Annotated in this window: 11 protein-coding genes; 6 read left to right on the top strand and 5 right to left on the bottom strand. The window is 38.5% G+C overall.

Features of this window, described 5'->3' with window-relative positions:
• Positions 1 to 589, bottom strand: a 589-nt coding sequence (locus EQG68_RS12180; protein ID WP_394343618.1) for an RCC1 domain-containing protein, incomplete at its 3' end; no start/stop codon positions are given.
• Positions 579 to 1,448, bottom strand: coding sequence for an RCC1 domain-containing protein (locus EQG68_RS12175; protein ID WP_164975452.1), 870 nt, complete (start codon positions 1,446 to 1,448; stop codon positions 579 to 581). The genes EQG68_RS12175 and EQG68_RS12180, both read right to left, overlap by 11 nt.
• 546 nt (positions 1,449 to 1,994) lie before the next feature.
• Here EQG68_RS12175 and EQG68_RS12170 point away from each other — a divergent pair.
• Genes EQG68_RS12170 through EQG68_RS12145 form a run of 6 tightly spaced genes read left to right on the top strand, consistent with a single transcriptional unit; the run spans position 1,995 to position 9,552 of the window.
• Complete coding sequence (locus tag EQG68_RS12170) at positions 1,995 to 2,597, top strand: sugar transferase (protein ID WP_129465162.1); 603 nt, start codon at positions 1,995 to 1,997, stop codon at positions 2,595 to 2,597.
• Positions 2,587 to 3,207, top strand: coding sequence for an acetyltransferase (locus tag EQG68_RS12165; protein ID WP_129465161.1), 621 nt, complete (start codon positions 2,587 to 2,589; stop codon positions 3,205 to 3,207). Before EQG68_RS12170 ends, EQG68_RS12165 begins: the two co-directional genes overlap by 11 nt.
• Complete coding sequence (locus tag EQG68_RS12160) at positions 3,200 to 4,339, top strand: DegT/DnrJ/EryC1/StrS family aminotransferase (RefSeq protein ID WP_129465160.1); 1,140 nt, start codon at positions 3,200 to 3,202, stop codon at positions 4,337 to 4,339. Before EQG68_RS12165 ends, EQG68_RS12160 begins: the two co-directional genes overlap by 8 nt.
• A 60-nt stretch (positions 4,340 to 4,399) precedes the next feature.
• The gene (locus tag EQG68_RS12155) at positions 4,400 to 6,370 is read left to right on the top strand and encodes a polysaccharide biosynthesis protein (RefSeq protein WP_246011744.1); all 1,971 of its coding nucleotides are present in this window, start codon (positions 4,400 to 4,402) and stop codon (positions 6,368 to 6,370) included.
• A 59-nt stretch (positions 6,371 to 6,429) separates the two neighbouring features.
• Entirely contained in the window at positions 6,430 to 7,185 is a 756-nt protein-coding gene (locus tag EQG68_RS12150) for a polysaccharide biosynthesis/export family protein (RefSeq protein WP_129465159.1), read from the top strand.
• Between the two features lie 3 nt (positions 7,186 to 7,188).
• Entirely contained in the window at positions 7,189 to 9,552 is a 2,364-nt protein-coding gene (locus tag EQG68_RS12145; protein WP_129465158.1) for a GumC family protein, read from the top strand.
• On the opposite strand, the gene EQG68_RS12140 is transcribed toward EQG68_RS12145, so the two are convergent.
• The 3 genes from EQG68_RS12140 to EQG68_RS12130 form a co-directional block, all read right to left on the bottom strand.
• The gene (locus EQG68_RS12140) at positions 9,544 to 10,281 is read right to left on the bottom strand and encodes a tyrosine-protein phosphatase (protein ID WP_129465157.1); all 738 of its coding nucleotides are present in this window, start codon (positions 10,279 to 10,281) and stop codon (positions 9,544 to 9,546) included. The genes EQG68_RS12145 and EQG68_RS12140 overlap by 9 nt on opposite strands.
• A 55-nt stretch (positions 10,282 to 10,336) precedes the next feature.
• Positions 10,337 to 10,549: a signal peptidase gene (locus EQG68_RS12135; protein WP_129465156.1), complete on the bottom strand. Its 213-nt coding sequence runs from the start codon at positions 10,547 to 10,549 to the stop codon at positions 10,337 to 10,339.
• 121 nt (positions 10,550 to 10,670) lie between these two features.
• Positions 10,671 to 12,260 (bottom strand): peptide chain release factor 3, encoded by a 1,590-nt coding sequence (locus tag EQG68_RS12130; RefSeq protein WP_129465155.1) that lies wholly within the window; start codon positions 12,258 to 12,260, stop codon positions 10,671 to 10,673.
• Between the last annotated feature and the right edge of the window lie 128 nt (positions 12,261 to 12,388).

Below are 12,388 nucleotides of genomic sequence, written 5' to 3'. Positions count from 1 at the left end.
GCCCGGTGGTGTTATAAACAGTAAGTTTTTTTACCCCATCATACACAAAAGAAATTTGAGCCAGCTCACCCACAGGGTTTAGCAGTAGCTGCATTACTTTTTGATCGTGACTAGGTACACTCAAGGTACAGGTTTGACCAATTTGAATAGGCGTAGTGCGGTTAGTGGTAGTGCCATCACCCAATTGCCCAAAGTTGTTACGCCCCCAAGCCCATAATGTGCCTTGGTTGTCGATGGCTAGGGTGTGTTGATAGCCACAGTTTACTTTAGCCCAGTTGGTAGCAGTACCCACTTGCGTGAAAAATGAGACTAAAGTTGTCGTACCAATGCCTATTTGTCCGTATTGATTACGCCCTGTAGCCCAAAGAGAACCATCATTTTTGAGTGCCATCGTATGTAAGCTAGAGTTTTCAACACTTAGCCAATCATTAGCAGTACCAATTTGAGTTAAAGTTAATATGTTAGCCGTATTACCCAAACCAAGCACAGAACCTTGTTCACCTACTCCCCAAATGGTACCATCATTTTTTTTAAATATCGATTGACTATTACCCGGTGTGGCTTGCAACCATTCACCATTAGGGAGCAACGGGAGCTGCGTAGGAGTGCCTAAGCCTGCATTTGAGCCCGTAGCAAGCCTGCCCGAGACCCCCCCCCCAAAAACCCCAAATAGTGCCGTCGCTTCGGCGGAGAAGCGTGTGACGGTAACTGGTTTTCAAGCTCTCCCAATCGGTTATAGTAGTGTTTTGGGTGAATGTGGAAGTATCTGTAATACTACCAATACCCAATTGCCCAACAAAGTTATAGCCACAACCCCAGAGTGTTCCATCTGTTTTTTGAGCAATCACAAACTTTTCACCTGCACTTACCTTCATCCAAGTAGTACCCGGTAGTATTTGAGCGGGAGAGAGTCGACCTGTAGTAGAACCATCACTCAATTGACCTTCGCTATTATCCCCCCAACCCCAAAGACTGCCATCTTGTTTAAGGGCATACGAAGAATTGCTGCCTGCCGCTACAAAAGCCCAATCGGTATCAGTGCCAATTTGTGTGGGTACATTGCGGTTGGATGTTGTGCCATCGCCCAATTGACCATTCGTGTTTTCCCCCCAAGCCCAGAGTGTACCATCGTGTTGAATACCTAAATTAAAATTACCAAATCCACTGGAACTACTATCCACTTGCAACCAACATTGGGCTTGTGTAAAAAAACTGCACAGAAATAATGCAAATAATGATGTTTTTTTCATGATACTGTATATTAACCTCACCCTCAACCTCTCTCCTATGGAGAGAGGAGGGTCGAAAATCGGATTGTTTTTAAATTCTTCTTTGGTTATACCGGGTTTTCCTTTCGTTTTTACGCGGTTTACCTTGTCTTGGTCAACGTAAAAGGTAAGGTCTCCTATGGTTCCTGTGATGGTAAAGGGAGCTAAGACAATTGCCATGGTTTTATGATTTAGGTTTTCAAATATCTTAAAATGATTTTGGATTTGCAAGGGGGGGGTGTCGGTTGTCGGTTGTCTGTTGTCGGTTTTCTGTGAGGTTTTCTGTGAGGTTTTGTGTGAGGTTTTGTGGAGTGTGAGGGAGTTGCTGCGAAGTTGCAAACTTCGCAGAGCAGTGGAGCAGTGGTTTTGTGGAATGTAGGGAGTAGCTGCGAAGTTGCAAACTTCGCAGAGCAGTGGTGTCTGTTGTCTGTTGTCAGTTGTCTGTTGTCTGTGAGGTTTTGTGGAATGTAGGGAGTAGCTGCGAAGTTGCAAACTTCGCAGAGCAAGGGATAGCTGCGAAGTTGCAAACTTCGCAGAGCAGTGTTGCAAACTTCGCAGAGCAGTCATCACACGAAGGGATTCGTGCCTCTACTTTGAGTTTGATAAAAGAGTATTAAATATATCACTTACTTAGAATAAAAGACAGCTAACTTTTACTTCGTTTGAAGATTTTACTTCAGTTAAACAAATAATGTTTATTTTTGCCCTGCAAAATACTTAATTTTCATGTATAGAAATGGTATAAAGCCTTTGTTTGACTTCTTTGCAGCTTTTGTAGGTTTAGTGCTGTTGTTGCCCATTTTTATTGTAATTACCATTTTTTTATACTTTTCTAACCAAGGGAAGCCTTTCTTTTTCCAATCACGTCCGGGTAAACACGGCAAAATTTTTAAGATTGTTAAGTTCAAAACCATGAATGATCGAACAGATGGTGAGGGAAAATTATTACCGGATGCAGACCGTCTGACCTCTGTAGGTCGCTTTGTTCGAAAGACATCGTTAGATGAGATTCCGCAATTGCTTAATGTGCTCAAGGGCGACATGAGTTTGGTAGGACCCCGTCCGTTGTTGACTCACTACCTGCATTTATATAACGATTTTCAGAACCGCCGGCATGAGGTTAAGCCCGGTATCACCGGTTGGGCTCAAGTGAATGGTAGAAATGCCATCTCTTGGGATAAAAAATTTGAATATGATGTTTGGTATGTAGATCATCTTTCGTTTACCTTGGATGTTAAAATATTGATTAAAACGGTGTTGAAAGTTGTAAAGAGTGAAGGTATTAACGCCGCAGATGCGGCCACAATAGAGCCTTTTGATGGACAATAAAGTTACTTTGTACGGAGCCAGCGGACATGGAAAAGTAATCATTGATATACTTGAATCCATGGGTGTTGGTATCGCCACTGTTTTGGATGATAATCCGAATTTGAAAGCACTATTAACCTATCCGATTTCAAAGCCAACCGAAGTTGATAGGGTAGAAGACCGCAACGTCATTATCTCGATTGGTAATAATAAAGTGCGAAAAGCATTGTCGCAAAAAATGAATTGTCATTTTGCACAAGCCATTCATCCTACGGCCACCCTATCAAAGCATACCCGATTAGGCGAAGGTACGGTTGTGATGGCAGGCGTAATTATTAATCCCGACACTACAATTGGGGCACATTGTATCATTAATACCGGAGCAATAGTGGAGCATGACTGCATGATCGGCGATTTTGTCCATTTATCTCCCAATGTTTCCTTGGCCGGTAATGTTCAAGTAATGGAAGGAGCCCATGTGGGTATAGGAGCCAGTGTAATTCAGGGCGTAAAAATAGGAAAATGGGCTACAGTAGGAGCCGGTTCAGTCATCATAAAAGATGTTCCGGATTATGCCGTTGTGGTTGGTAATCCCGGAAAAATAATAAAATATAATACAACGAATGAATAAATCAAAAATATGGCTTTCTTCTCCGCATATGGGCGGAAATGAGCAACAGTTTGTAAACGAGGCTTTTGAAGCCAATTGGGTTGCACCTTTGGGACCGAATGTAACGGGATTTGAGACTGATTTAGAACACTATTTAGATTCAGATGTTCATGTAGGTGCCTTGAGTTCGGGCACTGCGGCTTTGCATTTGGCGTTGATACTTTTGGGTATTCAGCCCGGTGATGAGGTCCTTTGTCAGAGTATGACTTTTTCAGCTTCAGCAAATCCGATCGCTTATTTGGGAGCACTACCAATTTTTGTAGACAGTGAACCTACCACGTGGAATATTTGTCCGAATGCTTTGGAGGATGCAATCAAGGATCGTATTCAAAAAGGGAAAAAGCCCAAAGCCATTGTTGCTGTACACTTGTATGGTATGCCCTTTCAGGTTGATGCCATTTTAGCCATTGCACAGCGTTATGAAATTCCAATTGTAGAAGACAGTGCGGAAGCGTTAGGTAGTACGTATCAAGGGAAAAAGTGTGGTACGTTTGGAACTATAGGTGTTTTATCGTTTAACGGAAATAAAATTATCACCACCTCCGGCGGTGGAGCATTGGTAGCCAAGACAAAAGAATTGAAGGAAAAGGCTGTTTTTTTAGCTACACAAGCCCGCGATGCAGCACCGCATTACCAACACTCTGAAATTGGCTACAATTACCGGTTGAGTAATATTTGTGCCGGTATCGGACGGGGTCAGATGCAAGTATTGGATGACCACATTGCCTTGCGACGTGGTATGCATACTTTTTATCAAGAAGCATTGAAAGGCGAGGAAGGTATCACCGTTTTTTCGGAACCCCATGCTGATTATTTTTCTAATCATTGGCTTTCAGCTCTTGTCATAGACCCGGAAAAATGCCACGGCAAAACGAGGGAAGATTTGCGTTTGGCTTTTGAAGCGGAAAATATTGAGAGTAGGCCATTATGGAAACCCATGCATTTGCAACCGGTTTTTGAAAACTATTTGTACTTTGGTGGTAAAGTATCCGAGCATTTATTTACTAACGGACTGTGTTTACCTTCAGGTTCCAATTTGACCGATGCGGAACGCAACCGTATTTTGGAAGTTTTGCAACGATTTAAAAATTAAGTTTTTTTTAAGATTTATTTTTTTTATATCTTTACTTTTCTGAACTAAAACTAAACCACTTTGAACGATTCTGAAAAAAAGAATTTTCTTTACGAATTCTCGCAATTTGTTTCGGGGCTTAACTTGCGTTTTAGCTTTAAAAACATGGGCTATTTGCCCCGTTGGATTGTTTTATTGTTGGACACCTTCACCGTTGCTTTTTCAGGGGTTCTGACGTATCTGTTATTTAATGGTGTTAAGTTAGCGTACATTCAGGCCGCCAATGAGTTAGTTGCCTTTGTCGTTTATATTGGAATTGCTGTTTTTTTCTTTTGGGTTTTTAAAACGTACTCCGGAATCATTCGGCATTCTTCCTACATTGATGCGTTGAAATTATTTTTTGCCCAATCGGCCACCTTGATGGTGATGGTTCTGCTTAATTTTGTTTATCTGCTGACCGATGGTGATAAATTATTTCTCACTACCGGACTTTTTATTAATGCGGTATTGTCTTTTTCTTTTTTGTTTTTTTATCGGGTGATTGTTAAGCAATCGTTTGAAAAGTTTTTTAGTGGCAAAGAAAAGAAAGATTTAACCCGTGCCATCATTTATGGTTCTGATGCCAATGCGATTGCAGTGGCTAATGCTTTGAAATCGGAAGTTCCCGGACGATTTAAATTATTGGGTTTTATTGATAAAAATAATCAGAATACCACGAAGCGTATATTGGATTTACCGATTTTGAATTTGAATCGGAAAGTACCGGTTTTGATGCGTTTTATAAAAGCGGATGCTTTGATTATAGCTGATAAAAGTTTGAGTAAAGAGGAGCGTTCAACGATTGTGGATGATTGTTTGGAGTTTAATTTGAAAGTTTATACAATTCCGTTGGTGACGGATTGGGACGATCAAAAAGAAATTTCCAAAAATATCAAGAGTTTTGAAATTCACGATTTGTTGGAGCGAAAACCCATTGTACTGGACACCAAGGCCATTTCAAATCAATTGTTTGAGAAAACAGTTTTGATAACCGGTGCTGCCGGGTCAATTGGCAGTGAAATTGTTCGGCAGGTATTGGAATTTAATCCCCAAAAAATAATTTTACTTGATCAGGCGGAGACGCCTTTACACAGTTTGTCTTTGGAAATTGCCAGTAAAGACAAGGATGTTATAGTTCGCAACATTGTTGCTGATATTCGTAATGTTGAAATGTTGGAAAGGGTTTTTAAATCCTATCAACCCCAAGTGGTTTATCATGCTGCGGCTTATAAGCATGTACCGTTGATGGAAGAAAATCCTGCTCAGGCCATTTTTACCAATGTAATGGGGACAAAAAATTTAGCTGATTTGTCTAAAAAGTACAAGGTAGAGCATTTTGTAATGATTTCAACCGACAAGGCAGTTAACCCTTCCAGTGTTATGGGAGCCAGCAAACGCATTGCGGAGATGTATGTGCAGTCCCTTCATTTTAAAAATGCAGAGAATAAATCTTCACGTCAAACGAAGTTCATTACTACCCGATTTGGTAATGTGTTGGGTTCAAATGGTTCTGTGGTACCTTTGTTTACCAAACAAATCCAAGAAGGAGGACCAATAACGATTACCCATCCGGAAATTATTCGTTATTTTATGACTATTCCGGAGGCTTGTCAATTGGTTTTGGAAGCCGGAGCGATGGGTAAAGGAGGAGAAATCTTTATTTTTGACATGGGTAAACCGGTTAAGATTATCGATTTGGCCAAGAAAATGATTCGATTGGCGGGTTATACCCCGGATAAAGAAATAAAGATAGCTATTGTTGGACTTCGTCCCGGTGAAAAATTGTATGAAGAGTTGTTAAATAATTCAGCCAAAAATTTACCAACCCATCATGATAAAATAATGATTGCGGAGGAAATTTGCAAAGATTTCAATCTACTTGCTGATGAAGTAGAGGACTTGATTATTTTGTCGCATTTAAAACCCAATACTCAAATTGTTTCGAAGATGAAGAAAATTGTTCCGGAATTTAAAAGTATGAATTCTGTTTTTCAGGAATTAGATACGAAATAGCAATTATATTTAGAAATTCTTTTTTTTACTCCTATCTTTGCCCAAATTCTGTAGTACTTATGAAAATTAATTTTTTACTGATTGTAGGTGTTCTTCTGTTATTGACCTCTTGTGCTTCTAAAAAGAAGGTGATTTATTTACAAGGTATAGACGGCACTTCGGCTTCTGAAATGGTGAAGTTTGAACCTAAAATTCAGATGGATGACATTATTTACATCAATGTTTCTGCAGAGTCAATTGAAGCCGCTTCTCCCTTTAATTTGAGAGGACAATCAGAGCAAGCGGTAGGGGGTAATGCAGTCCAATTCAGCAGTTATTTGGTTAATAATCAAGGTGAAATTACGTTTCCGGTGTTGGGGGTAATTCATGTAGCCGGATTAACTAAAACCGCCTTACATGATTTATTGAAACAGCGACTGGAAGAATATTTAAAAGATCCTATCTTGATTGTACGCGTGGTTAATTTTAAAGTGACTGTGATGGGAGAAGTTAAAAATCCGGGTAGTTTTACCATTCAATCCGATCGAATAACACTCATGGAAGCATTGGCACAAGCCGGCGATTTGACCCCTGTTGCCAATCGGGAAAATATTTTATTAATCCGAGAGGAATCCGGAGTAAAGTCTTATAATAGAATCAATTTAACCGATACGGCCATCATGCAATCCCCGCTTTATTATTTGAAGCAAAATGATTTGATTATTGTAGAACCCCGTTTTACCAAGCCTGAATCTTCTGTTGTTGGAGCCAATTTGCCTCTAACGCTATCCGTAGTGAGTTTGATGGTTACCTTAACACTATTAGTTACACGATAAAGTATGCAAAATTCTCCTTTACCTACTACCGATACCTCCCAAAAAAGTTTGGATATAAAAGAACAGTTATTTATTTATTTGTCTTATTGGAAATGGTTTGTCTTGGGGGTTCTTTTGTGTTTGGTTGGTGTCTATTTCTATTTGCGTTATTCTGTTCCGCAATATGGCGTGAGTGCGACCATCTTGATTAAGGATGAAAAGAAAGGCGGTTCCAGTGAGCTATCTGCTTTTAGTGATTTGAATATTTTTGCCGGAAAGAATAATGTGGACAATGAGATAGCAATTTTAAAATCAAAAACGTTATCACAAGGTGTTGTTTCGGAATTAGGATTGGATTTGACCTATTATGTAGAAGGACGTGTGATTAATCCGGAATTGTATAAAGACTTGCCGTTATCGATACAATTTAAAGAAAAATCGAATCGGTATTATTCGATAGATACCTCTTTTGTTATCTCACCGGTTTCGAATGAAGCGTTTAAGATTCTTCGATTTGACAAATCAAAAGGGAAAACCTATCGTTACGGACAAGTTATAACTTCTAACTTAGGCAGTTTTAGTGTAGAGAAAGTAGCGAATATAGAGTCGTTTGACAACGATATATTTGTGATTAAATCAAGGTTGACAAGTAGAGCCAATGATTACAGTAATCGTGTTCAGATTGTTAATCAGAACAAAACCAATGTTATTCAACTGAGCATAGTGGATAATGTGGAGCAAAAAGGGATTGACTATTTGAACATGTTGATTCAGAAATACAATGAAGATGCCGTTGCCGACCGAAATCAAATTGCTAAATCAACGGAAAAGTTTATCAATGAGCGTTTGGAAATCATCACGAATGAGTTGGAAGGGGTTGAGAAAAATGCTGAGACTTTTAAACGTGAAAACCGGTTGACTAATTTGGAAGAAGATGCTTCCTTGAATTTGAGCAGTGCTGCTGAATATGAGCGTTCCGTTGTTGAAACTGAAACCGAAATTAGTATTGTGAATGAATTACTAAAGTCTGTTTCCACTGCCGATTCTCAAGAATTGGTTCCGTCTATTTATCTCCCTTCGAATCCGGCAGCTGTTTTGATAGAGCAGCATAATAAGTTAATATTAGAGCGTCAACGCTTGTTGAAGAGTGGTACTACTTCTAATCCACAAGTAAAAAATATCGATAAGCAATTAGATGGATTGAAGTCCAGTATTATGGATGGATTGAAGAGTCAATTGGCCACTTTACGCATTACGAAGAACAATTTAGCCCGTCAAGAAAACCGATATAACAGCAAAGTGGGACGAGTACCTACGATTGATCGGATATTTAAGGGGATTTCCAGACAGCAACAAATTAAAGAATCGTTGTATTTGTATCTGTTGGAAAAACGCGAAGAAACGGCTATTTCCTTGGCTGTAACGTCACCGAAAGCCAAGATAATAGATGCGGCTTTTGCTACGGGTCAGGTTACATTGAACCGTAAGATTTTTTATCTGGCGGCCATTGTTTTAGGTCTTTTAATTCCTTTTGGTATCATTTACCTGCTCTTTTTATTGGATACAAAGGTTAAAACCCGTCAGGATATTGAGGGTAAAGTTTCCATCCCCATATTGGGTGATATACCTAAGTCTGATTCGAGTGACCAGATAATCAAAGCCAATAGTCGTTCCAGTTCGGCAGAAGCCATTCGTATTGTTCGCACCAATTTGGAGTTTATTTTATCGCATGTTTCGGATGAAAAATGTAAAACTATTTTTGTTACTTCTTCCATCCCTAAAGAAGGAAAAACGTTTGTTTCGATAAACTTAGCTACCACCATAGCTCTTTCGGGTAAACGAGTTTTGTTAATCGGTTTGGATATTCGTAATCCTAAATTGGAGCAATATGTAGATTTACCCGGTAAAGGTCTGACTAATTTCTTGACTAAAAACAATGCAGACATTAAGGACTTTATTGTTAAGTTGGATGGCTATGAGAATTTTTATGCTTTGCCTTCGGGCGTTATTCCTCCCAATCCGGTTGAATTGTTGATGAATGATAAGTTGAATGAATTGTTTGAAAAATTAAAACAAGAATACGATTATATTGTGGTGGATACTGCACCGGTAAGCATGGTTACTGATACCTTGTTGGTGGCCAAAAATGCAGATGCATTTATTTATGTGATGCGAGCCAATTATTTAGATAAACGCATGTTGAAGTTTGCTGATAACTTGTATAAAGAAAAGAAATTACCCAACATGGCTATCGTATTAAATGATACTGATTGGAAGAAAACGTACGGCTATGGCTACGGTTATGGCTACGGCTACGGCTACGGCTATGGTTACGGAGCAGAAATTGAAAAAAAACCTTGGTATAAGACCCTTTTTAAATCAAAATAAGAAAAGTTGATTATTTTGAAAAGCTTGTTTTAGGCCTTCTTCTTCTTTAATTATGAGACGGTTTTGGAAGTTGTTTACTTGATTTAGGTTATGCACATCGGAGCCTACAAAGTCAATCAATTTATCTGAGAGTAATGTTTCTGCTGTTTTAGCTACGTTTTTCCCATAGTAACCTGTTACAGACAAAAGGTTTAACTGAAAAAGACAGCCCATTTTTTTGAGTTTTTTGTAATTATCAAGGTTGTTATGATAAAACAAGTAACGTTCCGGATGAGCTAATATCGGTTTATAACCTGCTACTTGGATTTCAAAAATGATTTCTGATAATTGCAAAGGTGGGTTTAAATACGACATTTCTACCAAGAGGTAGTTTTCTTTGAGAGTGAGTAGTTTTTCTTTTTGGAGGAGTTCCAAAAAGTAGGTGTCCATCATGTATTCGGCACCCGCTTTTATTGCCGTTGTATTGTTATTTTTTTCTGCAAAATCATCTAACTCCTTTTTTCCGTTTAGAATTGTTTCTTCTGTATTTGGCCAAACGGAATGCATCACGTGCGGTGTTGTAATACAATGGTTGAAACCAATTTGGTTCAGCCGGGAAATAATTTCCAATGCTTCCTCTTTCGATTTAGCCCCGTCGTCAATGCCCGGAATCAAATGAGAATGAATATCAACAAAGTTATCGGGAATTAAATCTTTTAGAAAAGCCTTTTTTTTAGTGAAGAAAATCAAAGTAATAAAAGGTAATGATAGGTTATAAAAAAACCCCTTTACAAAGGGGTTTATATTAGTCAGCTTTTTGTGTTCTTTTGTTTAAATAGTAAAAAGCAAATAGAATGCTTATCATTGCTAACCATATTAACTTCCCGTCAATAGGTGCAGCCGGTGTATCATCACCTTCTAATCCTCCACCTCCATCATCGTCACCCGGTTGGGCAAACATGATAAAATCAGACAATAAAAGAAATGTAACGATGTAAAATTTGTAAATACTTTTCATAAGCCATTTTAATAAGTTGCAAATATATAAATCATTTTTTTAAAAACGAACTATTCAATGTGAATTTTGTTAAATCATAGTGTAAAATTAATTCTACATTAACATTGAATACCCAATAATGCTATTCCATTTCGGAGGTAAAAAACATTTTTACGTTAGGAAATTTACTTTGTGTCATTTGTATAGTAAATTCAGAATCGGCCAAAAACACTAATTGTCCGTATTTGTCATGAGCCAAAAATTTTTGTTTGATTCTTCTGAATTCTGCAAATTCTTCGCTTTTTGGGTCAAGAGGTTTTATCCAACACGCTTTGTGAGCCGGAAAATTTTCGTAGGAACATTTTGCTCCATATTCATGTTCCAAACGGTACTGAATTACTTCATATTGAAGAGCTCCCACCGTTCCGATAATTTTTCGGTTGTTCATTTCCAGGGTGAACAACTGAGCTACTCCTTCGTCCATTAATTGGTCGATTCCTTTTTCGAGTTGTTTGGCCTTCATCGGGTCGGCATTGTTGATGTAACGAAAATGTTCCGGTGAAAAACTCGGTATCCCTTTAAAATTCATTTCTTCCCCTTCGGTTAACGTATCGCCGATTTTGAAGTTTCCGGTGTCATGCAGTCCAACAATATCGCCCGGATAGGAGATATCAACAATTTCTTTTTTCTCAGCAAAAAAAGCATTTGGACTCGAAAATTTTAAATTTTTGTTCAAGCGTACATGAGCATACGGCTTGTTTCGTTCAAAAGTTCCCGAAACAATTTTAATGAACGCCAATCGATCACGGTGTTTGGGGTCCATATTGGCATGGATTTTAAACACAAAACCGGACATTTTTTGTTCCGTTGGTTCAACCAAACGTGTATCTGAATGTTTTGGTCGGGGAGAAGGGGCAATTTCGATGAAACAGTCGAGTAATTCGCGAACGCCAAAATTATTTAATGCCGAACCAAAGAAAACAGGTTGCAAATCGCCTTCCAAGTACTCCTCTCTTGAAAAAGGAGGGTATACTTCCTCTATCAGTTCTAATTCTTCACGAAGTTTGATGGCCGCTTTTTCACCTACAATTTTATCCAGTTCCGGATTATTGATATCGGAAAACGCTATTGTATCTTCAATATTTTTACGACTATCGCCACTAAAAAGGTTGATGTTTTTTTCCCAGAGGTTATAAATCCCCTGAAAATCATAGCCCATTCCGATAGGAAAACTCAAGGGAGTGACACGAAGTTTGAGTTTTTTTTCCACTTCATCCATCAAATCAAACGCATCTTTCCCTTCACGATCCAATTTATTGATGAAAACAATCATGGGAATGTTACGCATTCGGCAGACTTCTACTAATTTTTCAGTTTGTTCTTCCACCCCTTTGGCCACGTCTATCACCACAATCACACTGTCTACAGCGGTTAAGGTTCTGAAAGTATCTTCGGCAAAATCTTTGTGACCGGGTGTGTCTAAGATGTTGATTTTTTTGTTTTTATAATTAAAAGCAAGTACCGATGTTGCTACGGAAATTCCACGTTGCCGTTCAATTTCCATAAAATCGGAAGTAGCCCCTTTTTTAATTTTATTGTTTTTTACGGCTCCGGCTTCCTGAATGGCTCCACCAAAAAGCAACAGTTTTTCAGTTAAGGTTGTTTTTCCCGCATCGGGGTGCGAAATAATACCAAAAGTTCTTCTTCGTTTGATTTCTTCTGTAAAACTCATATCTCTTTATAAAGGTTTGCAAAAGTACTATTTCTTAGGTAAAAAAGTATAAACATTTTTCGTTAATAAATTTTTGTTAATAGTAGTAGCTATTCTTGTTTAATGTATTTGAATTGTTAATTTTGTGG

Origin of the sequence: Flavobacterium piscinae, from assembly GCF_004122145.1 — a bacterium.
Classification (GTDB): domain Bacteria; phylum Bacteroidota; class Bacteroidia; order Flavobacteriales; family Flavobacteriaceae; genus Flavobacterium; species Flavobacterium piscinae.
This window is presented reverse-complemented; position numbering and strand designations above follow the sequence as displayed.

Excerpts from the sequence above, each read along its gene's own strand:
- EQG68_RS12175 (WP_164975452.1), bottom strand. The coding sequence starts at position 1,448 with ATGGCAATTGTCTTAGCTCCCTTTACCATCACAGGAACCATAGGAGAC.
- EQG68_RS12170 (WP_129465162.1), top strand. The coding sequence starts at position 1,995 with ATGTATAGAAATGGTATAAAGCCTTTGTTTGACTTCTTTGCAGCTTTT.
- EQG68_RS12165 (WP_129465161.1), top strand. The coding sequence starts at position 2,587 with ATGGACAATAAAGTTACTTTGTACGGAGCCAGCGGACATGGAAAAGTA.
- EQG68_RS12160 (WP_129465160.1), top strand. The coding sequence starts at position 3,200 with ATGAATAAATCAAAAATATGGCTTTCTTCTCCGCATATGGGCGGAAAT.
- EQG68_RS12150 (WP_129465159.1), top strand. The coding sequence starts at position 6,430 with ATGAAAATTAATTTTTTACTGATTGTAGGTGTTCTTCTGTTATTGACC.
- EQG68_RS12145 (WP_129465158.1), top strand. The coding sequence starts at position 7,189 with ATGCAAAATTCTCCTTTACCTACTACCGATACCTCCCAAAAAAGTTTG.
- EQG68_RS12135 (WP_129465156.1), bottom strand. The coding sequence starts at position 10,549 with ATGAAAAGTATTTACAAATTTTACATCGTTACATTTCTTTTATTGTCT.
- EQG68_RS12130 (WP_129465155.1), bottom strand. The coding sequence starts at position 12,260 with ATGAGTTTTACAGAAGAAATCAAACGAAGAAGAACTTTTGGTATTATT.